Here is a 21,457-nt window from a genome sequence, read left to right on the forward strand (position 1 = left end):
GATTGTAGGGGGTGAGGGGAGAGGGTGGTACTGACGTAAAACAGCTTATTACGCATCAGTAAAATACAATGCAAAGAGTATATGAATACAAAGACTTACAATCCATCCAACCATTCGAAGAAAAATATCAACAATTGGGCGAAAATTCAGTTGATGTGGCTTAAAAGTCCGTATAATCATATTATAAGTTAGTTAGAAGGAGGCATTTTACGGATGCAAAAATATAAAACTAAATGGGAGAACTTTAAATTATTGTGGCAAATCGTGCATCAATTTAAGCCGACAATTATTTTATGGATGTTAGTCAAAATAACACTTTCCACGGTAGTCCCATTTGCCCAACTATTATTAATGTCGCAAGTGATTCAATGGCTTGGTCTTGGACTTTCAATTGATAATTATTTGAGAGAGTTATTATTATGGCTGGCTGGCATTATAGTATTATCGACTTTAGAAAAATTTATTGAGAATCGTTTTGATTATTTTTCAGAAACTTTTCGTATGCAACTCATACCTAATATAACGACCTAGCAATTACAGCTTGACTTTCCGCTCATCACAGATAAAGATGGTAGCAAACGTTATCGTGAAGCCTTGAATTTATTGGATCATCGTCAAACTTCATTAGGGCGTGTGTTTGATGAATGGATTGCGATAGGAACAGCTTTTCTATCCGTTTTCCTTTATGTTGGAACTTTAGTGCAATTAGAACCGGCTTTTATCCTTATTGTAATAATGGTGATTATAGGTTTAATCTTATTGAAAAAGCGAAACAATCGGATTGCTGATGCCAGTTATGCCGGAAAGGTAAAAAATATTCGACAATCATATTACTTATCAAATATTATTGGAGACAATCGAATTGCAAAAGATGTGCGTCTATATCAAATGACCGAATGGTTTGAAGATATAAAGTCGCAACTAACGACGCAGTTTTTTCAAGTCAATAAAAGTTTAAAAAATCAACAGCGTCTCGAAAATGTATTTATCACACTCGCGTTAATTCTTTTATCAGCTATGGCTTATCTAAGAAGTGTTAACTTGATTCAAACAGCTGAAATTGATGTATCAGAATTCGTTGTTTATGTTGGTCTTGTCAATTTAGTAACGTCAACTTTAACGAATTTAGTCACACAGTTATCTCAATTTAATATAAGTTTGGAGAGATTATCCAGCTTGGGAAAAAGGCCTATGCTTTAACCTTACTGAATGCGATTTTTGAACGATATGATGCTGAATCCGAAGTCATTTTAGGAGCGCAATTCTTATCTACTGAAGATATTACTTATGCTGCTAATATTTTATCTTTAGCTATTACAGCTCAAATGACTGTAACCGATTTAGCCCAAGCTGATTTCTTCTTCCAACCTGGCTTTAGTCGTCCATGGCATTTCTTAAATGTATTAGCTATGAGAGCGCAAGGTAAAACATACGGTTCAACTAAAATGTTGTTCTAATCCAAGTCAAATAGTCGGTCTAATTTTAGGTCGTCTATTTTTTTACAATCATATGTTATACTTATTAATGAATGTAATAAGCAGTGATATTTATTTAAAGGGGTGGTTTAATGGAAGCTAATCAAATCCATACACATGCAAATTGTGTCCGTTTGGTTCCGATTTTTAATCATTTAGATGAAGCTTCGATGATGAAAGTGGCGGAAAAGGCGCACCATAAAGGATTAAAACGCGGGGAGTATTTGTATCAGGCGACTGACGCAGATGATTCTGTTTATATTGTGCACAAGGGACAGGTTCGGATTTTTCATTTGTCTGAATCGGGGAAAGAGCAGCTGATTCGGGTGTTGAATCCAGGGGATTTCACGGGTGAATGGACTATATTTTCGACCGATGCTTATCATGAGCACTATGCCGAGGCGACAAGGAATTCGGCAATTTGTGCGATTAATCGTAATGACTTGTTGGAACTGTTAAAAGAATATCCAGAAATTTCGATGGAAATATTGTCTTCAATGTCGGATCGTTTGCAGCAATCTGAAAGACAGACGGCTTCAGTAGCAACGGAACCTGTGACGAATCGGATTATTTATTATTTAGAAAATCTTGCTGGGGCTGATTCGGAGGATGATGCAACGGTTACTTTGCCTATGACACGTCGAGATTTGGCTTCATATTTAGGAACCACCCCGGAAACGTTGAGCCGTCGGTTTAAAGATTTAGAAACTAGTGGCTTGATCGAGCAACTGCCAAAAAATACTATTCGGATTCCGAGTATTGAAGAATTGCTCTTCGCCACTGAATAAATAATTCTGTCTCCTTAGAACATATTATTTGTAATGGTTATAAATAACTGTTAAAGTATAGATATAATCAAACAAGGAGGAATTTATTGATGGCAAGTACAGAAGTAAAAGACTTTTTGAACACAGTAGTAGCAACGCAAGGTGTTTTATATACCCGTTTACACCAATTTCATTGGTTTATAAAAGGGTCACATTTCTTCACGCTACATGAAAAATTTGAAGAATTGTATGACGAAACAACTGAAAATATGGACGTTGTGGCAGAACGTTTATTAGCTATTGGTGGTCAACCCTACGCAACGCTAAAAGAGTTTCTTGAGCATTCAGTCATTGATGAAAGAGTGGAAGATAAAAATCTTTCTCAAGATGAAATGGTTGAAGCGGTTGTAAAAGACCTAGAAACCATTGTGGCATCTCTTCAAGAAGGAATCAAATTGACAGACGAGCATGAAGATTATCCTTCAAATGATATGCTTATTGAAATTAAAACAGGTCTAGATAAACATATTTGGATGCTTAAAGGATATTTAGGCAAACCAGCGGATGCTTAATTAAATAAATAACAACGATAAAGCCCTAGAAGATAGTCAAAACACTATTTTCTAGGGCTTTTTTATGTTTATTGACAAAAGTTGACGTAGGTCAATTTCAAGTCAAGGTTGGCGGGCTATAATGAAATTACAAAATCAAAGAAAGAGGTAAATGAAATGACAACATTAACATTCGAACAAGCAAAAGAGAAAAACTTTGAGAGATTAGCACAATTTACGCCAATCGTCGCACGTGTACACGGGAAGAATCATCCTGAATTTTTCAAGGTGAAAAAATTATGGGAGTCAATTCATGAAAAATCCATGGCAGCTGGAAATGATATGCCAGAGTTGGATGATGAGTTTAGTCAATTACGTGCGATTACAGATGGCTATACGGTACCAGCGGATACATGTGAAAGTTACGAGGCTGTTTATCATATGCTAGAAGAAGTAGACGCAGCTTACCAAGCTTAAATAGAAAAGATTATAGGAGGATAAAATGCAAAAATTTATTTTGAGTCATAAAAATCTTATTACATTACTTAGTGGGATACTCATTGCGATTGGTTTTATTGCACATTTTGGTTTTAGTAATGAAATGGTGTTTAATGTGGCATTTATTATTGCTTCAATTATTGGAGTTGCGCCGATTGCGCTTCAAGCCATCAGTGCCTTAAAGGTAAAAGTTGTTAGTATCGATGTGTTAGTTACCATCGCTGTAATTGGAGCATTTTTCATCCAAAATTATGAAGAATCGGCGATTGTTACCTTCTTGTTTTTATTTGGTGCTTGGTTAGAAGCTCGTACCTTAAATTCAACTCGTTCAGCTATTAAAGAGTTAACAGAGATGGCTCCTGAAGTAGCCTTTAAGCAAATGGAAAATGGTGAATTTGAAGAAGTAGATATTTGGGATGTCGATGAAGGCGATATTTTACAAGTTCGAACCGGTGGTAAAGTTCCGGTTGATGGGACGGTTATCGTTGGTGAAGGTCATGTCAATGAAGCCAGTATAACCGGAGAAGCCGATCCGGTTCGTAAAGAAGTCGATTCAGATGTTTTTGCGGGAACAATTTTAGAAAATGGGACCGTTCAAATCCGTGCGAACCGGGTTGGGGAAGATACAACTTTTGGTAAAATTATCGAATTAGTTGAAGAAGCACAAGACTCCAAATCAGAAGCAGAGCGATTTATTGATCAGTTTTCAAAATGGTATACACCAGCAGTCTTGATTTTATCGCTTGTCGTCTGGTTCATCACGAAAGACATTGAATTAGCCATTACTATTTTAGTGCTGGGTTGTCCTGGTGCCTTGGTTATTGGTGTGCCGGTTTCAAACGTAGCAGGAATTGGAAATGGCGCACGCCATGGAGTTTTATTAAAAGGATCGGAAGTAATCCGAGATTTCAGTCATGTTGATACGATTTTATTTGATAAAACTGGAACATTAACTGTCGGGAACCCTGAAGTGGCAGAATCTAAAACATATGGTGATGCAAAGCAGTCTTTAAGTTACTTAGCCAGCGTCGAAAAAGAGTCCGACCATCCTTTAGCAAAAGCCGTCTTATCCGAATTAGGCGACATCCAAATTTATGATGTTGAAGAAACAGATGTTGTCAAAGGTGGCGGGATTGTTGCCCAAGTTGACGGTCATCGTGTGGCGGTAGGTAATGTTGCCTTGATGGAAAAGGAAAATGTGGTTTTAAGTACCGAAGCACGTCGTGATGTTGAAGCCTTTGAAAGACGTGGAAACTCATTAGTGTTAACAGCCGTTGATGGTGAGTTGAAATCCTTAATGGGAATTCGCGATCAAATTCGTCCTGGTGTCAAGCAGGATTTACAAGCAATGCGTGACTTAGGCGTTAAAAACTTAGTGGTTTTATCTGGTGATAATCAAGGTACTGTTGATTTAGTTGCAAAAGAATTAGGTTTGACCGAAGCGCATGGAAACCTGTTGCCAGAAGATAAGTCGGCTTACTTGAAGAAATTACAAGAACAAGGTCAAATTGTCGCCTTTGTTGGTGATGGGGTTAACGACAGCCCATCCTTAGCTCTGGCAGATATTGGGATTGCGATGGGAGCAGGAACCGACGTTGCAATCGAAACATCTGATGTTGTTTTGATGAATTCAGATATGAGTCGCTTGCCACATGCCATTGGCTTAACCAAAGCGATCTTTAGAAATATGTTACAAAACATTATTATCGCTATTGGTGTTGTGCTCGTCTTATTAGCAAGTGTCTTCTACAGTGACTGGATGAATATGTCCATCGGAATGTTAGTCCATGAAGGAAGTATCTTAGTCGTTATTTTAAATGGTATGCGTTTGTTAAGATATCGCTTGAAAGAAAAAGGCAGCACTAAACAAGTGACAATCAAAGAACCAACCACCGCAAAATAAATATCTCAAACTTGACCTAGGTCAATTCTTACAATTCACTTAGGGAGTATACTATAGTTGTAATCAATAAAAATACATTTAAAGGAGAATGAAATATGCAAACAGCTAATATCCAATTAGAAACTTTAACTTGTCCATCATGTCTACAAAAAATCGAAGGTGCTGTCAGTTCACTTAAAGGGATCAATAAAGATAGTTTGAAAGTGTTGTTCAATGCCAGCCGTGTTAAAGTTGACTTTAATGGTGACGAAATTTCAATCGACGAGATCGAAAAAGCCATCCGTGACTTAGGTTATGACGTTTTAAAGTCACGTGTGAAAGCAGCTTAAGTTTGGAGAATGACACAAGTTACTTTACAATTTGAAAAGCTAACTTGTCCGTCATGTATGCAAAAAATTATCGATACCATCTCAGCCTTAACGGGAATCGCGAAGATAAAAATATTATTTAATTCAAGTAAAGCCCGAATTATTTATAATGAAGCAGGGATCACCGAAAAAGAAATACTGCATAAAATAAATGAAATAGGTTATGAAGCAGTTAAAATTTAAATAAAACGCGTCAATCCAAGAAGTAAGTGGATTGGCGTGTTTTTTTATGGGGATATTTATTTAGAAAAAGGAAGATATTGATTGAAAATTTATGTGTAATCGTTTACACTTATAAATAAGTACTTAATCCATAATAAATATCTCTGCTGTTAGGCAAAAGGAGACGAATATGTTAACGGAATTTGTTAAAGCTGTTGAGCAATCAAGTAATCGCGTCAATTCAATTTATCTTGTTGATGCGGAAAAAGTTGTTGAGCAATATGAGTGGACACAAGGAAAACAAGCTTTTCATTCGATTGGGAAAACCTTCGCTGGTTTATGTCTGGGTTTTGCCTTAGAAGAAAAGATTATTCTTTACGATGAAAGTTTAGTTGACTTGTTTCCAGAATTAGTGACAGATGAAAATCAAGATATTTTGGCCCGCGTGAAGGTGCCGCACTTGGCGTCTATGTCCATGGGGCAATCTAATGGGCAATTAATGATGGATGTGCGACCGTCTCTTAAGGAAAAGGATTGGGCACAATATGTGTTTAACCAGCCATTTGATTTAGAAGCAGGCCATCATTTTACTTATACCAATGCTGGTTTTTATTTATTAGTTCGTGCTATTCAACAAAGAACAGCTTTGTCAATTAATGAATTTTTAAAAGAACGGTTATATCAACCATTAGGAATTGAAGATATTGAATGGGAAAAAGACCCACTTGGTTTTGATTTTGTTGCAGGAGGCATTGTAACAAAGCCCGCAACACTTATACAACTGGCAAAATTATTTATTAATAAAGGAGTGATTGATGGTCAGACAATTGTAAATCCAGACTGGTTAACCCAAATGGCCAAGCCGCAAAATACTCATGTTGTTACGAATTCTTATACGGATTTTTATGGGATTGGCTTATGGGGAGATAGCCGTAAAAATTATTATCGGGCTGACGGGGCTTTTGGACAGTTAATAATGGTTTTTCCTGAGTTTGAAAAGAGTGTTGTAATTGCTTCAGAAGAAGCAGATATTGGGTTTTTACTTCATTTAGTTTTTGAAACCATAGTATCAAAATTTTAATCAGAATAAGGAGTTTTAGACATGCAATTTATGGGAAATATGATGAGCAACTTGTCGTTAATTACAGATGCAAAAACACGTTCCATTAGTCCTGAGAATTTTACGGGTGAAAAAGGTAAGGGCGGTATGGCAACCGAAGGAACTGGGCAAGGTCCAGCTCGCGACTTAGGGGTTGGCTGGAAAGTATCCCCTTCGATTATGGTGCAACCTAATTCAACGGTTACTTTGGCTGAAATCGAAGGACCTGGCGCCATTCAACATATTTGGTTAACTTGCTTCCCACCATTTTGGCGCAGTGCGATTTTAAGAATGTATTGGGATGGCGAAGAGCATCCGTCGGTTGAAGTGCCAATTGGTGATTTCTTTGCGAATGGTTGGACGGAGCGCGTTAATGTTAATTCGTTACCGATTGCCGTGAATCCTGCAGGCGGGATGAATTCTTATTGGGAAATGCCGTTTAAGAAATCTGCCAAAATCACAGTGGAAAGTTTAGCGACAGAGGAGTTTCCTTTATATTACCAGATTGATTATAGTTTAATGGAAATCCCTGAAAACACAGGTTACTTCCATGCCCAATGGCGCCGTAGCAATCCACTTCCATATAAAACTGAACATGTTTTAGTGGATGGCATTAAAGGTAAAGGCCAATATGTTGGTACTTATATTGCTTGGGGTGTCAATAATACTGGCTGGTGGGGCGAAGGTGAAATTAAGTTCTACATGGATGGTGATGATGAGTTCGCGACTATTGTAGGAACTGGAACGGAAGATTACTTTGGGGGTGCTTGGAACTTTGAACATCCACATGGTGAATACGGGACCTACTCTACACCGTTTCTGGGGATGCCACAGGTCATTAAACCAGATGGTTTATACCGTAGCCAACAACGGTTTGGCATGTATCGTTGGCACGTACTCGATCCAATTCGTTTTGAAGAGGATTTAAAAGTGACCATTCAAGCATTGGGCTGGCGTTCAGAAGGCCGTTACTTGCCACTTCAAGACGACATCGCTTCTACTGTTTTCTGGTACCAACAAGAACCACATCAAAAATTTGATTTAGATTTATCTAAGGATCATTTAGAAGTAATTTAGAAAATAAATATCGTCGACACTTATTTTGTAATAGGTGTCGATTTTTTAGTGGCGTATAAGGCGGGAGTTATCAGGTGAAAGCAGAGATATTTATTTTGGGGATTTGGATTGGTTTTGGTAAACTATTTATGAAAGGTTGGTGTAGATGAAAAAACGTCAGTTAGGGAGTTTAAAGGTGTCGGAGATGGGGTTTGGCTGTATGGGGTTGAACCATCACAGAGGGCTAGCCAAAGACCGCAATGAAATGATCAAAGTGGTGCAGCATGCATTTGATTTGGGTGTAACACATTTTGATACGGCTGAAGTATATGGACCGTATACGAATGAAGAAATTGTTGCGGAAGCCATTAAGCCGTTTCGTCATGAGATTCAATTGGCGACTAAAGGTGGTTTTAAGATAAATGGGCAGGACTATTATCCCGATAGTCGCCGTGGTACTTTACGGAATGCGATTGAAGGTTCGTTACGGCGGTTAAAAACGGACTACATTGATCTGTATTATATTCATCGGGTGGATCCAAATACGCCGATTGAAGAAGTGGCGGAAACAATGAGTCAGTTTAAAAAAGAAGGTAAATTATTGCATTGGGGCTTGTCGGAAGCCAGTGCAGATACGATCCGTCGCGCACATGCGGTATTGCCTTTGACAGCAGTTCAAAGTGAGTATTCCATTTGGTGGCGTGAATTGGAGAAAGAAATTTTTCCAACTTTGGAGGAATTGCAAATTGGATTAGTCGCCTACAGTCCATTAGGTCGTGGATTTTTAACAGGTAAATTGTCTCGAGCCGATATTAGTAGTGAAAATGATAATCGTGCAGAATTGCCTCGATTCACGGAAGAAGCCTTTGAAGCCAATCAAGTGGTGCTCGACCTATTGGAATCTATTGCCAAGGAAAAAGGAGCAACCATTGCGCAAATTGCATTGGCATGGGTCATGGCACAAAGAAATTATATTGTTCCGATTCCTGGAACAACCAAATTACACCGTGTGGACGAAAATGTTAGGGCAGTGAATATTGAATTTTCTAAAGATGAAATGACTGAAATAAATACCACTGTCGATCAACTTGAAATTATGGGCGATCGCTATAATAGTGAGCAAACTGATCGCGTTGGGAAATAAGATTGCTTGATAGGAGCCATGTATGGAGACATATGTGGCTTTTTAGTTTGTTTATGAGTGGAGCGGTGGAGGATTTGTTGGGTGAGGAGGTGCGCTCGGATGAAATGGGTGTTTCATCCGAGCGCAGTTGATTCCCTCGGATGAAATGGGTGTTTCTTCCGAGCGCGGTTGGTTCGCTCGTTTGAAATAGTCGTTTCATCCGAGCGCGGTTGGTTCCCTCGGATGAAATGGGTGTTTCATCCGAGCGCCGCTGTCACCTCGCTTGAAAGTGATATTTATTTGAAAAGAAAAAAGCCTCCATTAAAGGAAGCTTTTAAAATTATTTTATAGGGGCATAGGGGATCGAACCCTAGACCCACTGATTAAGAGTCAGTTGCTCTGCCAACTGAGCTATACCCCCGTAATGCAATAAATATATTTTACTCCTGTCAAAATAAAAAAACAAGATTTTTTTTGGAAAATCACAACACACTTTTATATTAATGGAGAAAAAATGAATGAATCCCATCCCTCCCCAAAAACCACCTCCTTAACCCTCTCTTATAAAAAAATAAAGAATATTTTTCTAGCAAAAGTATTGCATTCTATTCTGGAAACGCTTATAATATATTTTAGTGAAACGTTTCGAATAAACAAATTTAAAGGAGAGTCTTTATGAAGTTCATGAAAAAAATGGTTAAAGCAACCTTAGTAGGTGCATTAGGGATGCTAAGCTTTAATACAGTTGCTAGCGCTACACAAGTTCAAGCTCAAGAAGAATTAAGCGTTTGGATTATGGGGGACGGTAACGAAAATACTCAAGCTATTTTTGATGGCTTTACAGCAGAAACTGGTATTGCGACAAATGTTCAAAGTATTCCTTGGTCTGCCGTCCATGACCGTTTACTTACAGCGGTTGCTTCTGGTGAAGGTCCAGATGTGATTCAAATGGGATCGACATTTATGGCAGAGTTCGTTGATGCAGGAGCATTAATGGATATTACGGATTATGTGACAAACTCTGAAACCTTAGCGCCTGAAAACTTCTTTGAAGGAAATGTCAATACCACTGTTTTTGAAGATCGTTACTATGGTGTGCCTTGGTATACTGAAACACGTGCTTTATACTACCGTACTGATTTATTAGAATCAGTTGGATATCCAGAAGGTCCTGCTAACTGGGAAGAATTATATGATGCAGCGGTTAAATTATCTGAACGTGGCGACAATATGTATGGATTCAGTGTTGAATTACCAGAGCAAAGCTACGGTTTCATGTTTGCCCGTCAAAATGGTTCACCATTAATTGAAGATGGTAAAGCCTACGTTAACCAACCAGAATTCGTTGAAGCAATCGAATATTTACATAGTTTTGTTAAAGCAGGGGCGGCTGCCAATATGGACTTAGGTCTAGATGTAGCTCAAACATTTGGTGGAGACGGAATTGTACCAATGTTCATCAGTGGACCTTGGATGATTAGCATCATTAATGAAAATGCTCCAGATATTGAAGGTAATTGGGCAGTTAGAACATTACCAGAAGGACCAGTTAACAACATTTCTAACACAGGTGGAGCTAACTTAGCCGTTTGGAATGGTTCTGACAATGTTGATGCAGCAATTCAATTAATTGACTACATGTTAACACCAGAAAGCTTGTTAACTTTCTACGAAACATCTAGTTCTTTACCAGCACGTGAAGTGGTTTGGGAAGAAAATGTTTTACAAGAAGAACATATCTCTGCTTTTGGTGAACAACTTGAAAACTCAGAACATATGCCATTAATTACTCAATGGGATGCGGTAGCTCAAGCTTACTTATCAGCCTATGAACAAATTATGGTAGGTGGTGCAGATATACAAGCTACACTTGATCAATTGAATGGAGAAATTGAAAGTCTTATTCAATAATTAAGTTGGCGATAACATTGGCAACTGGACTGCTGTTCGGTTGCCATTTGTTTTTATATGAGGAGGAAAGTAATGAAACATAAATATGCACCGTATTTATTTATCGCACCTGCATTTATTTTATTAATTATGTTTTCGTTAGTGCCGATAGTCATTTCACTTGTGATCAGTTTTACAGATATGAACTTAGCCGGTTTAGCTGATTATTCACGGATAAATTTTATTGGCTCAGAAAATTATACGAATATTATTAACGACCCTGTCTTTTTAACATCCATTAAAAATACACTTTATTATGCCATTATTGGGGTGCCGCTTGTTTTAATGTTGTCGATGGCATTAGCGATATTTATTAATATGGGGAATAATCGTTATTTTTCATTGATGCGTTTAGTATTTTATTCACCATCAATTACGAATATTGTGGCGGTTGCGATTGTTTGGAACTTTATTTTTAATCCGAACCAAAGTATTGGGCTATTAAATCAATTGTTAGGTTATGTTGGAGTTGGACCAATTGGTTGGTTAACGGATCCAAATATTTCTAAATTATCGCTGATTGTTTTAGCCGTTTGGAAGGGAATTGGGATTAATATGTTAATTTTTTCTGCCGCCCTACAAAATATTCCAGACACTATTTATGAAGCAGCTGACCTTGATGGAGCCAATAAATGGCAACAAATCCGCCATATCACGATCCCACAATTAAAATTCTCAACATTTTTTGTGTTAGTGACAACGATTATTGGCTGGCTACAATTCTTTGAAGAACCATTTATTATGACCGAGGGTGGACCATTAAACTCAACGATGAGTGTGTCATTATTTATTTACCGTAATGGTTTCCAATTGAACCGATTTGGTTATGCTGCAGCAGGTTCTTTGTTACTTTTTGTAGTAATAATTGGGGCAACCATTGTTCAAATGCGTATCCAAAATCGCTCAAAAGAGCAGTAGAAAGGAAGGTTTGTCAATGTTACATGTTAGTCGAAATACAAAAATCGTACTCGGTATTGTTTTAGCACTATGGGGCTTTTTAACATTCTTTCCTTTTATTTGGATGATTTCTGCTTCATTTAAAACTAATGCTGAAATTACGTCACAAGGGATATCGATTGTTCCTTTGGAACCTACACTTAATAACTTTAAGGAACTATTTGATAGATTAAACTTCGATGTTTATTTAAAAAACACTGTAATTGTAACACTTTTGAGTTTTACAGGTTTACTGATTAACTCGATGGCAGGATTTGGTTTTGCTCGTTATGATTTTAAAGGAAAAAATGTTTTATTCTTAGCTGTCTTAGCCACCATGATGATCCCAAGTCAAGTGACCATGATTCCAGTTTATTTAATGTTAACTAAAATGGGACTGACGAATAGTTACTTAGGGATTGTTTTACCAGGATTAAGTTCAGCCTTTAATATTTTCTTATTCCGTCAATTCTTTGAAAATATCTCTGAGGAATTATTTGAAGCGGCTCGTTTAGATGGTGCCAGTGAGTGGTTTGTCTTCTTTAGAGTAGGCTTACCTTTATCACGTCCAATCTTAGCCGTTCAAGCTTTACTAACCTTCATCGGTGGTTGGAATTCATTCTTATGGCCATTAATTATTGCTAATGATCAACGTTTTTATACCTTATCAGTTGGTTTACAATTATTACAAGGTCAACATGGTACCAATTATGCCTTACAAATGGCAGGGGCCACCTTTATGATTATTCCAATTTTATTCCTATTTATCGTATTCCAAAAATATATTTTATCTGGATTTGATATTAGTGGTGGAAAATAATCCAAGTCAATCGTACTGTTTCAAAATCAATAACTAAAAAGTGAGGGCTATTATGGAAAATAAATATCACAATAACCAAAAAGTCACGTTGTCAAATCAATCGATCGAAGTCCAATTCAAACCAACAGGTGAACTGTTTCATATTACAAGTGAACCAATTATGGTGAACCAAGTTGAAACAACCAACTTAGATGGTTCGTTGAATCAAATTTACATGCGTGTGTTAGAAGATGGCAAAGTAAAAACTGCGCATCCATTAATGGGACTTGCTTCACAAAGTCAATTTTCAGTTGCTGAAAATCAAGTGAGATGGCAAGGTGAAGTTGAGGGCATTCACTATTCACTTTACTTCCAATTAAGTCAAAAATTAAATGCTTGGTATTGGACCATTGAAATTGCAAGTGATAAAGATGTAACCGTTGATTTCTTATATGGCCAAGATATCGGTTTATCTGCTAAAGGTGCCATCCAATCGAATGAAGCTTATGTATCACAATATATTGATCATAATGCCATGGAAGGGCCAAACGGTTTTGCGATTTTATCACGTCAAACGCAACCACAACATGAGCATACTTTCCCTTATTTGCAACAAGGTAGTTTTAATAAAGTTGTATCCTACTCAACAGATGGTTTTCAATTTTTCGGAAATGATTATAAGTTAACGGATGAACCGGTAGCTTTAGAACAAACCGAATTAGCGAACGAAGTATTACAGTATGAATTTGCTTATACTGGTTTACTGCTTGAGCCAATTGAATTAACCGCTAATGAAAGCCAAGAAGTTGTTTTCTATAATTATTATGAAGCTGATCATGAAGAGGCAATCACAGCCCTTGAATTCTTAGAGGACATTGAAATGGACTATGAAGCAGTTGAACGAGTAGACAAATTTGACGAAGCTCCTGCTATTTCACTTAAAGACAATCATGGTGGTTTGCTAGTAGGCGAGCCTTTATCAGCTGAAGAATTGAATAAAAGATACCCAAGTCAAGAATTAGTCGAAAAAGATGAAGATAATCAACTTCTTTCATTCTTTACAGATGAACACGCTCATGTCGTTTTACAAGCTAAAGAAAGCTTGATGCAACGTCAACATGGGCATATTCTATTCTCTAAAACGGAAGTGACGGTAGATAATCCTATTATCTCGACGACTGCTTGGATGGATGGGGTATTTAATTCGCAAGTGGTAATTGGAAATACTTCAATGAATAAATGGATTACCAATACACGTAACCCATTAAATATCCTAATGACATCTGGTCAAAGAATTTACGTTAAAATCAATGACCAATGGAAACTATTAGCGATGCCATCTGTATTTGAAATTGGCAATCATTATGTAAAATGGATTTACCAACTTGAAGATGATGTTTTAGAAGTTTTAACTTATACATTAGCGGATAGTAATACCATAAAACTTGTTGTAAAAAGTGAAGCGAACAAAGAATATCTATATCTAATTATGCAACAAGTGATTATGAATGAAGCTGAAAACCGTTCAGGCTATGCTTATGATGTCAAAGATAATCTTATTGAATTCAAGGCGGTTGAACCATCGATTATTTATCATGTAATGCCGGACTTGAGATTTTATCTTAATGTTGAAACCAATGGTGGGGCATTTAGCGTCACTGACGAGACGGAACTGCTTGAAGGTTTAGCAGAAGCTGGGCAAGAAGCAGAGTTATTTATTTTAAAGGTTGAAAAAACAGCGGACTTTGAATTAACAATTCAAGGCACGATTGATGGGCAGGCTTACAAAAATGAGCTCGCGACTTTTGATGAAGCACATGCCGCTTTCAATGAGTATTTTGGTCGTTTGACGCAACAATTGCAATTTGATTTTGGTTCTGAAAATCAAACCCTAACTAATAAATACAACAGCTTATTATATTGGTACACGCACAACATGTTGGTGCATTATTTGGTGCCGCATGGTTTGGAACAGTATGGTGGAGCTGCTTGGGGAACGCGTGATGTGTCACAAGGACCTGTGGAGTTTTTCCTAACGATGCAGCATTTCGATGTGGTCAAAGATATTATTACGAAAATCTACTCACATCAATTTGTGGAAGATGGTAATTGGCCACAATGGTTTATGTTTGATCAATATTCAAATATTCAAGCGGGCGAAAGTCATGGTGATATAATTGTATGGCCGTTGAAAGTTGTTGCGGAATATATTAAAGCAACAGATGATATTAGCATTTTAGATATTGAATTGCCTTATATGTCACATGCAACCAAAGCTTATACGGAAGAAAAAGAAAGCTTATTGCTACATATTCAAAAACAACTCTTGTACATTACCAACCATTTCTTAGAAGGTACTTTCTTATCTTCTTATGGCGATGGCGATTGGGACGATACGTTACAGCCGTATAATGAGCGTTTGAGATCACACATGGCAAGTTCTTGGACAGTACAACTAACTTATCAAGCTTTGGTTATGTTTGCGGATGGCATTAAGTCGCATAATGAAAAAACAGCCGAGCAAATTTATGGCTTAGCTGAAGCGATTCGTGGTGATGTGAATAAATATATCTTATCTGATGACGTTGTACCAGGTTTTGTTTACCAAACTGAATCCGGTGAATTTACCTATATGATTCACCCAAGCGATGAGCAATCAGATATCGATTATCGCTTATTACCAATGATTCAAGGGATGACCAGTGAGTTATTTAGTAAAGAACAAGTGGAATCGCATTATGAAATCATTAAGGAACACTTGTTATTCCCAGATGGGGCTCACTTAATGAATCAACCTGCGACGTATAAAGGTGGGGTAAGTACTAATTATAAACGTGCTGAACAAGCCTCAACATTTGGCCGTGAAGTAGGTCTACAATATGTCCATGCACACATTCGTTTTGTTGAAGCCATGGCAAAAATTGGTAAAAATGCCTTAACGTTTGACGGTTTAGAAACGATTAACCCGATTTTAATCCAAGATAAAGTGCCAAATGCCTTAACCCGTCAAAGTAATGCTTACTTTAGTAGTTCTGATGGTCAATTTAATGATCGCTACCAAGCCCAAGAAAACTTCAAGAAATTACAAACAGGTGAAGTTGCGGTAATGGGTGGTTGGAGAATTTATTCAAGTGGACCAGGAATTTACTTGAATCAATTAATCAGTAATGTTTTAGGTATTCGTACCTTAAACAATGGTTTAGTGATTGATCCGGTTTTAGCAACTGAATTTGATGGCTTAAGCATGCGCTTTGCTTTTGCTGATAAACCAGTTAACTTTACATTCCATGCGACTGAAGGCGACTTGGAAGTTAAAGTGAATGGTGAGGTGCCAACAACTGAGAAGCTAGAAAATCCATATCGTTCAGGCGGCCTGTACTTAACGCAAGAAGTGTTGGCGACTGCCTTGTCTAGCGACAACAATCAGATTGATATTTATTACCCACAATATTCTAATAAATAACTCTCTTAATAAATCAGTACAAACATTTTATGGTGTTTGTGCTGATTTTTTTATTGTTGCTGATAGTGTGTTAAGGAGTTGGAGTCAATAAAATTTTATTATTTGATATTATAAAAAGGATTAGTTAATTGTTTTTTTAAAAAAAGAAGGTTTTACATGAACGAAATTGCATATTTATTTCTGATTATTGTCATTGGATATTTGATTGGAAGCATTAATTTTTTGGGAATCAAATTTGGCAACTCAGCCGTTTTATTAGTGACCTTAGTTTTTGGACATTTTGGTGTCGTAGTATCAGAATTTATCGGAAACTTTGGCTTCGTCATATTTTTATTCGCTGTTGACTTATCGGCTGGTCATACTTTTTTACATTACTTTAAAAACAATGGGATTGCATTTGTTACCATGTCTGCCTTGGTCATTATTTCAGTTGGTATATTGACCGCCTTTAATGTCATCTTGTTTGACTTGCCCTTAGATTTAACTTTAGGAATCATAGCGGCGAGTATGACAAGCTCTCCGGCACTAGCAGCCGCACAAGATATCGGAGCAGGTCAGTTGGCAACTATTGGTTATGGTTTAACCTATGTGTTTGGTGTCGTATTCTTTCTACAAATTATGCCACGTTTATTTAAAGTAGACCGTGAAAGAGAGCTACAAAAACTGAAACTTCTAAAATAAAGATCGAAAGATATTACCTTTAAATTTAATCAATTTGAATAAATGTGGAATTCTAGTCTTTGTTTTAACCGCTTTTCTCGGTATTTTGTTTGGTAGTATCAAAGTTCCTATTGGTAATAATGTGATATTTAGTTTTGGTAATTCAGGTGGTCCTTTGATTGTTGGACTCATTATTGGTCATTTCCGTCGAATTAGCAAAATCAACCTCGATATATCAAAATCGCATTTAGATCTGTTGCGAAATTTAGGTCTGGTCTTATTTTTAATACGATATGGTGTTGATGCAGGAGCAGGCTTTATTGAAGTCATTGAAGAATACGGTATCTTATTATTCCTATTAGGCGTGGTTATGACGACGCTTATGTGTTTGTTAAGTTTTTCCTTAGCTTATTATGTGTTCAAAATCCCACTATTTGGCGCTTTAGCTTGTTCCACAGGCGCTATGACAGCAGCACCGGCATTCGGTTCACTGATTGCTACAGTAGAATCCGATGAAGTAGCCCCTTTTTATGCAGCCTGCCATCCTTTTGCCGTTATTATATTAGTCTTTATTCCTCAAAATACTGACTATGATTTTATAGCCGTCTAAAAATAAATATCTTCGGAAACTGGATGGGCAAAAGATTTCAGTTAAATAAAAAGAAATTACTAGTTCACTGATGAGTTAGTAATTTCTTTTTTTGTGTTGTAACCGAGGTAAGGTGTTTTTAATGTCGGTGAACGAAGTTGTTGGCCTACAATAACTGGCTTTAATGTATGTGAAAGATGGCGTTGACCTACAATAATTGGCTTTAATGTATGTAAAAGATGGCGTTGACCTACATTAAACGACTTTAATGTAGGTGAACGAAGCCGATGGCATACAATAACTGACTTTAATGTATGTGAACGAAGTTGTTGACCTACAATAACCGCTTTTAATCGGTGAACGAAGCAGTTAGTCAAGTCCATAAAATTGTGTAAATTGAATAAGTTGCGGTTCTGACGTAAAAATGTCTATTAAGTGCCAGAATAGCACTGGATCAGACGGAAAGTAGCCTGTTATTCGTCAGATTGGCCCTAGATCAGACGAAACCTTGCCAGTTATTCGTCAGATTGGTCCTGAATCAGACGAAAAGTAGCCTGTTGTTCGTCAGATTGGCCCTGGATCAGACGAAACCTTGCCAGTTATTCGTCAGATTGGCCCTGGATTAGACGAAAAGTATCCTGTTATTCGTCAGATTGGCTCTGGATTAGACGAAAAGTAGCCAGTTATTCGTCAGATTGGCCCTGGATCAGACGAAAAGTATCCTGTTATTCGTCTAATCAGTCTTGGGTTCTCAACTGTCAGGTCTCTTGACTGTAAGTTTAGGACCTAAATTGACGATTGTAGGGCGTTGACCTACAATAACAGCTATAATGTCGGTGAACGAAGCCGTTGACCGACATTAAACGACTTTAATGACAGTGGACACAACCGTCGACCGACAATAAGCCTCCCAAATATCAGTCAAACCCCCAATTAACCGACAATACCCGTCCTTAATCTCACTCAGAATCCAAAACTCAACAAAAAATGCCAACCATGCACCAGCATAGTTAGCACTCAAAAAGAGATAGTTATTAGATTAAAGCGGCCGCAGCTTCATCAACAATGACTGTTACATTTGGGTGATCGACGAGTACAGTTGATGGAATGGCTTCATCTGGAGTATGAGCTGTCACTAAATCTTTCACAGCTTGAGCCTTGGCTTCACCAAAAGCCAGTAAAATAATTTTTTCACCTTTCATGATTGAACTCAAGCCCATCGTATAGGCAAAACGTGGAACATCTTCTTCTTTTTCGAAGAAACGCTTATTCGCTTGAATCGTTGAATCGGTTAGTTCAACTTTATGCGTCACTGAATCTAAAGGTGTGCCAGGCTCGTTAAATGCAATATGCCCATTTGAACCAATCCCTAAAATTTGTAAGTCAACCGGATTTTCAGCTAAGACTTTTTCATAAGCTTCAATTTCAGCAGCTTCTTCATTTAAACCATCTGGCACATACGAAGCCTTAAAAGGTTTAGCATTAAACAATTTTTGCTCCATAAAGTAACGATAGCTTTGTTCATGGTCGCCAGCTAGGCCCACATATTCATCCAAATTCACTGAAACAGCATCGGAAAAATCAACATCACTCTCACTTAACATTTCATACACCAGTTCAGGCGTAGACCCCGTTGCTAAACCGAAAACTTTTGCACCGCCATCAAGAGCTTCACGAATCAATTCATAAGCTTTTTGTGATCCTTCTTCTTTGTTTTTAACCCTAATAATTTCCATAATTTGCGCTCCTAGTCATTGATGTTATACATTCATTGTACCTTGGAGTAATTTTGAAGTCAATTTCACCTATAAATTATTTAACCCTTTTAAATAAATATCCCCATCCATCAACTAAATAAAGTCAAAGCTTGTATTTAAGGTGTTACCATGACTTAAGATATTGGAAACTGTACAATGATTTTTGATAAAGTAGTCCAATCGTTCTTTTTCACGATCGTCTAACTTGGCATCTGTTTGAATATTCGTATCAGCACTCATCCGCCAGTCATAATTTTTATGATCGAAATCAGCGACGATTTTTACTTTTAAAATAGAAAAATCAATTTTACGAGCAAGGAAAAACGAACGGGCTGTCATAACATAGCATCCTGCTAAAGCAGCGGCTAATAATCCTGTTGGACTTGTTCCAACCGACTCGTTATTTGGATTACGGTCGGCGTAATCCAATACGTATTCAAAATGATCAACTTCGGTTTTTGTTACAAAATTATCTAAATTTTCTGCATGAACGATTTTTTGACTCAAATCAATCACTCCCTAAATATTTATTTGTACTTTAATGTTAGCATAGAAGAGCAGAAATAAATAACATTTTGTTCGTTAATTTATTGATATGACAACGTTTGCAAGCATTCATCTAAAAAAACATCAAAAAATAGTTGAATATAGTTGTAAAAATTATTGTAAACGCTTATAATTATTTTAGTTAAACGTTTCGCTTTTGTTCAAAGAAATTTAGAAAACTTGATACAATCGTTGATACCACTGATATTTGTTTGGTTGAGACGTTTACTCAAAAATTTTAAATAGTTGCAATGTTGCTTGAGTCAATTGTCTGGAAATTTGGAGATTTTGGCTTTTTAAATGAGTCTATTAGGAGGAAAAAGAATGAAAAAAATGTTATCAAAAATTTCGCTGGGTCTATCTGTTGGTATGCTAGCGTTAGGAACAACAAGTTTATTTGCACCAGCGACAGCTCATGCTCAAGATGGCGATCGTATTCAATTACGTTATGCGAACTGGAACTTTGGTACTGAAGGAGAAATTGGTATTGAGCGCTTAATGATTGAGGCTTACAATAATTCTCAAGATAAAGTAGAAGTTGTGATTGATCAAAATATCGATACAAGTGACTGGACTGGTTCATTAGCCACTGCTGCAAGTGCGGGTGATTTACCAGACGTATTTATGTTAAACAGTATTCCAACTGCTTACACTAATGAATGGTTATTAGATATTACAGATATTGCTGAAGCAGATCCTGAGTTCGCTGAGATTCCTGAAGCAACGATAGATTCAACGAAAGTTAATGATCGTATTTATTCAGTGCCGTTTGCTACTCACTTATTAGGTTACTATGTTAACCATGACATTTTAAATAATGCAAACTTACAAATGACAGAAGATGTTACTGTTGATGAATTCTTTGAATTAGTTCGTTCAGCAACAGACGTTAACCAAGGCTATGTTGGGATTGTTCAAGCAGGTAGTATTCCAGACTGGTATCCAGGCGCAATGAATCCTGACTTTGGTTGGTTCACTTACAACAGTACAGATGGTACTTTCTCACTTGATTCCAATGAAATGGCTCAAGGGGTGAATATGGCGCGTGACTTAGGTGCTAACGGCTTTACTTATGCTGATCAACCACAAGATGTTAAAGACAGCATGTCAGGTGATGATGGTGGTCTAGCTTTCCGTAGCGGACAAGTTGCTTTCCACTATGATGGTACATGGTTAAATACAGCGATGGCTGAACAAGCTAACTTTGATTGGTCATTTATTGGTTTACCAGGTGACCGTAATGTTATCGTAAACGACTTCTTAGGTATTGCATCAAGTACTGAACATCCACAAGAAGCTTATGAATTTGCTAAATTTATGTCATTTGGTGTTGAAGGATTTAGTACACGTATGGATTTAACAGAAGAAAATGATTTACAATTCAATACATTACCGATCACTTCTAACCAAGAAAACTTAGACCGTTACTGGTCATTAGTTGATGCACCAGGAGTTGCTGAAGTATTTGAAAAACTTGATAACGCCATGATTGATCCATTAAAAGTTGTTCCAGGCTATGCACAATCACGTTTTGAAGCTCCAACAGGTGTTTCTGTAGGTGACCAAGAAAATGCTAATGTCGGTGCGATTATTAATGCATCTGTTAATGGTACTGTCAATTACCAAGATTATGCCGCACAATTACAAGAATTGGCACAAGCAGCCCATGATGAAGCTGTTCAAGCCATGGAAGCAATCCAATAATAGATTGTAAAAAGTTAAGTATTTAATTGATGGAATGAAGCTAGCTAAAGG

At 37.2% G+C, this 21,457-nt stretch carries 21 protein-coding genes and 1 tRNA gene; 19 read left to right on the forward strand and 3 right to left on the reverse strand.

Annotation, left to right across the window (positions count from 1 at the left end; all coding sequences use genetic code 11):
• Window positions 1-213: 213 nt before the first annotated feature.
• From ACTQ54_RS01560 to ACTQ54_RS01615, 12 genes are all read left to right on the forward strand, one after another.
• The gene (locus ACTQ54_RS01560) at window positions 214-531 is read left to right on the forward strand and encodes a hypothetical protein (protein WP_441754070.1); all 318 of its coding nucleotides are present in this window, start codon (window positions 214-216) and stop codon (window positions 529-531) included.
• A gap of 72 nt (window positions 532-603) precedes the next feature.
• Window positions 604-1,200: a hypothetical protein gene (locus ACTQ54_RS01565; protein WP_441754071.1), complete on the forward strand. Its 597-nt coding sequence runs from the start codon at window positions 604-606 to the stop codon at window positions 1,198-1,200.
• 125 nt (window positions 1,201-1,325) lie between these two features.
• On the forward strand, window positions 1,326-1,457 hold the full coding sequence (locus ACTQ54_RS01570) for a hypothetical protein (protein ID WP_441754072.1): 132 nt from the start codon (window positions 1,326-1,328) through the stop codon (window positions 1,455-1,457).
• Window positions 1,458-1,567: 110 nt separating this feature from the next.
• Window positions 1,568-2,263, forward strand: coding sequence for a Crp/Fnr family transcriptional regulator (locus ACTQ54_RS01575; RefSeq protein ID WP_441754073.1), 696 nt, complete (start codon window positions 1,568-1,570; stop codon window positions 2,261-2,263).
• A gap of 89 nt (window positions 2,264-2,352) precedes the next feature.
• Window positions 2,353-2,814, forward strand: coding sequence for a Dps family protein (locus tag ACTQ54_RS01580; RefSeq protein ID WP_441754413.1), 462 nt, complete (start codon window positions 2,353-2,355; stop codon window positions 2,812-2,814).
• Between the two features lie 156 nt (window positions 2,815-2,970).
• Complete coding sequence (locus ACTQ54_RS01585) at window positions 2,971-3,270, forward strand: iron-sulfur cluster repair di-iron protein, ric (protein ID WP_441754074.1); 300 nt, start codon at window positions 2,971-2,973, stop codon at window positions 3,268-3,270.
• A gap of 25 nt (window positions 3,271-3,295) precedes the next feature.
• Window positions 3,296-5,194: a heavy metal translocating P-type ATPase gene (locus ACTQ54_RS01590; protein WP_441754075.1), complete on the forward strand. Its 1,899-nt coding sequence runs from the start codon at window positions 3,296-3,298 to the stop codon at window positions 5,192-5,194.
• Between the two features lie 95 nt (window positions 5,195-5,289).
• Window positions 5,290-5,523, forward strand: a complete 234-nt coding sequence (locus tag ACTQ54_RS01595; protein ID WP_441754076.1) for a heavy-metal-associated domain-containing protein — start codon at window positions 5,290-5,292, stop codon at window positions 5,521-5,523.
• A 9-nt stretch (window positions 5,524-5,532) separates the two neighbouring features.
• Window positions 5,533-5,745, forward strand: coding sequence for a heavy-metal-associated domain-containing protein (locus ACTQ54_RS01600; RefSeq protein ID WP_441754077.1), 213 nt, complete (start codon window positions 5,533-5,535; stop codon window positions 5,743-5,745).
• 169 nt (window positions 5,746-5,914) lie between these two features.
• Window positions 5,915-6,805, forward strand: a complete 891-nt coding sequence (locus ACTQ54_RS01605; protein WP_441754078.1) for a serine hydrolase domain-containing protein — start codon at window positions 5,915-5,917, stop codon at window positions 6,803-6,805.
• Window positions 6,806-6,826: 21 nt separating this feature from the next.
• Window positions 6,827-7,900: a glycoside hydrolase family 172 protein gene (locus ACTQ54_RS01610; protein WP_441754079.1), complete on the forward strand. Its 1,074-nt coding sequence runs from the start codon at window positions 6,827-6,829 to the stop codon at window positions 7,898-7,900.
• Window positions 7,901-8,045: 145 nt separating this feature from the next.
• Window positions 8,046-9,023, forward strand: coding sequence for an aldo/keto reductase (locus ACTQ54_RS01615; protein WP_441754080.1), 978 nt, complete (start codon window positions 8,046-8,048; stop codon window positions 9,021-9,023).
• Between the two features lie 327 nt (window positions 9,024-9,350).
• On the opposite strand, the gene ACTQ54_RS01620 is transcribed toward ACTQ54_RS01615, so the two are convergent.
• Window positions 9,351-9,423 (reverse strand) — tRNA-Lys (locus tag ACTQ54_RS01620).
• A 254-nt stretch (window positions 9,424-9,677) separates the two neighbouring features.
• Between ACTQ54_RS01620 and ACTQ54_RS01625 the strand changes: the two genes are divergently transcribed.
• The 6 genes from ACTQ54_RS01625 (at window position 9,678) to ACTQ54_RS01650 (ending at window position 17,420) form a co-directional block, all read left to right on the forward strand.
• Window positions 9,678-10,913: a sugar ABC transporter substrate-binding protein gene (locus tag ACTQ54_RS01625; RefSeq protein ID WP_441754081.1), complete on the forward strand. Its 1,236-nt coding sequence runs from the start codon at window positions 9,678-9,680 to the stop codon at window positions 10,911-10,913.
• 72 nt (window positions 10,914-10,985) lie between these two features.
• On the forward strand, window positions 10,986-11,870 hold the full coding sequence (locus ACTQ54_RS01630; protein WP_441754082.1) for a carbohydrate ABC transporter permease: 885 nt from the start codon (window positions 10,986-10,988) through the stop codon (window positions 11,868-11,870).
• A gap of 16 nt (window positions 11,871-11,886) precedes the next feature.
• Window positions 11,887-12,708 carry a carbohydrate ABC transporter permease gene (locus ACTQ54_RS01635; RefSeq protein ID WP_441754083.1) on the forward strand — a complete coding sequence of 274 codons (822 nt, stop codon included), beginning with the start codon at window positions 11,887-11,889 and terminating at the stop codon, window positions 12,706-12,708.
• Window positions 12,709-12,760: 52 nt separating this feature from the next.
• Complete coding sequence (locus ACTQ54_RS01640; protein ID WP_441754084.1) at window positions 12,761-16,150, forward strand: GH36-type glycosyl hydrolase domain-containing protein; 3,390 nt, start codon at window positions 12,761-12,763, stop codon at window positions 16,148-16,150.
• Between the two features lie 156 nt (window positions 16,151-16,306).
• Window positions 16,307-16,831, forward strand: coding sequence for a hypothetical protein (locus ACTQ54_RS01645; RefSeq protein WP_441754085.1), 525 nt, complete (start codon window positions 16,307-16,309; stop codon window positions 16,829-16,831).
• A 34-nt stretch (window positions 16,832-16,865) separates the two neighbouring features.
• Window positions 16,866-17,420, forward strand: coding sequence for a hypothetical protein (locus ACTQ54_RS01650; RefSeq protein WP_441754086.1), 555 nt, complete (start codon window positions 16,866-16,868; stop codon window positions 17,418-17,420).
• Between the two features lie 1,013 nt (window positions 17,421-18,433).
• On the opposite strand, the gene ACTQ54_RS01655 is transcribed toward ACTQ54_RS01650, so the two are convergent.
• Together ACTQ54_RS01655 and ACTQ54_RS01660 are read right to left on the reverse strand one after the other, a co-directional pair.
• Entirely contained in the window at window positions 18,434-19,135 is a 702-nt protein-coding gene (locus ACTQ54_RS01655) for a glucosamine-6-phosphate deaminase (protein ID WP_441754087.1), read from the reverse strand.
• A gap of 114 nt (window positions 19,136-19,249) precedes the next feature.
• On the reverse strand, window positions 19,250-19,663 hold the full coding sequence (locus ACTQ54_RS01660; protein WP_441754088.1) for an OsmC family protein: 414 nt from the start codon (window positions 19,661-19,663) through the stop codon (window positions 19,250-19,252).
• Window positions 19,664-20,026: 363 nt separating this feature from the next.
• Between ACTQ54_RS01660 and ACTQ54_RS01665 the strand changes: the two genes are divergently transcribed.
• Window positions 20,027-21,406, forward strand: coding sequence for an ABC transporter substrate-binding protein (locus tag ACTQ54_RS01665; RefSeq protein WP_441754090.1), 1,380 nt, complete (start codon window positions 20,027-20,029; stop codon window positions 21,404-21,406).
• The last annotated feature ends 51 nt before the right edge of the window (window positions 21,407-21,457 follow it).

This window comes from Fundicoccus sp. Sow4_H7 (assembly GCF_052115865.1).
In the GTDB taxonomy this organism is placed as follows: domain Bacteria; phylum Bacillota; class Bacilli; order Lactobacillales; family Aerococcaceae; genus Fundicoccus_A.

What these genes read in the sequence shown, in the direction of transcription:
- ACTQ54_RS01590 (WP_441754075.1), top strand. Translation starts at nt 3,296, where the DNA reads ATGCAAAAATTTATTTTGAGTCATAAAAATCTTATTACATTACTTAGT.
- ACTQ54_RS01640 (WP_441754084.1), top strand. Translation starts at nt 12,761, where the DNA reads ATGGAAAATAAATATCACAATAACCAAAAAGTCACGTTGTCAAATCAA.
- ACTQ54_RS01595 (WP_441754076.1), top strand. Translation starts at nt 5,290, where the DNA reads ATGCAAACAGCTAATATCCAATTAGAAACTTTAACTTGTCCATCATGT.
- ACTQ54_RS01630 (WP_441754082.1), top strand. Translation starts at nt 10,986, where the DNA reads ATGAAACATAAATATGCACCGTATTTATTTATCGCACCTGCATTTATT.
- ACTQ54_RS01625 (WP_441754081.1), top strand. Translation starts at nt 9,678, where the DNA reads ATGAAGTTCATGAAAAAAATGGTTAAAGCAACCTTAGTAGGTGCATTA.
- ACTQ54_RS01575 (WP_441754073.1), top strand. Translation starts at nt 1,568, where the DNA reads ATGGAAGCTAATCAAATCCATACACATGCAAATTGTGTCCGTTTGGTT.
- ACTQ54_RS01635 (WP_441754083.1), top strand. Translation starts at nt 11,887, where the DNA reads ATGTTACATGTTAGTCGAAATACAAAAATCGTACTCGGTATTGTTTTA.
- ACTQ54_RS01600 (WP_441754077.1), top strand. Translation starts at nt 5,533, where the DNA reads ATGACACAAGTTACTTTACAATTTGAAAAGCTAACTTGTCCGTCATGT.
- ACTQ54_RS01645 (WP_441754085.1), top strand. Translation starts at nt 16,307, where the DNA reads ATGAACGAAATTGCATATTTATTTCTGATTATTGTCATTGGATATTTG.
- ACTQ54_RS01655 (WP_441754087.1), bottom strand. Translation starts at nt 19,135, where the DNA reads ATGGAAATTATTAGGGTTAAAAACAAAGAAGAAGGATCACAAAAAGCT.
- ACTQ54_RS01605 (WP_441754078.1), top strand. Translation starts at nt 5,915, where the DNA reads ATGTTAACGGAATTTGTTAAAGCTGTTGAGCAATCAAGTAATCGCGTC.
- ACTQ54_RS01570 (WP_441754072.1), top strand. Translation starts at nt 1,326, where the DNA reads ATGACTGTAACCGATTTAGCCCAAGCTGATTTCTTCTTCCAACCTGGC.
- ACTQ54_RS01610 (WP_441754079.1), top strand. Translation starts at nt 6,827, where the DNA reads ATGCAATTTATGGGAAATATGATGAGCAACTTGTCGTTAATTACAGAT.
- ACTQ54_RS01665 (WP_441754090.1), top strand. Translation starts at nt 20,027, where the DNA reads ATGAAAAAAATGTTATCAAAAATTTCGCTGGGTCTATCTGTTGGTATG.
- ACTQ54_RS01560 (WP_441754070.1), top strand. Translation starts at nt 214, where the DNA reads ATGCAAAAATATAAAACTAAATGGGAGAACTTTAAATTATTGTGGCAA.
- ACTQ54_RS01615 (WP_441754080.1), top strand. Translation starts at nt 8,046, where the DNA reads ATGAAAAAACGTCAGTTAGGGAGTTTAAAGGTGTCGGAGATGGGGTTT.
- ACTQ54_RS01585 (WP_441754074.1), top strand. Translation starts at nt 2,971, where the DNA reads ATGACAACATTAACATTCGAACAAGCAAAAGAGAAAAACTTTGAGAGA.
- ACTQ54_RS01580 (WP_441754413.1), top strand. Translation starts at nt 2,353, where the DNA reads ATGGCAAGTACAGAAGTAAAAGACTTTTTGAACACAGTAGTAGCAACG.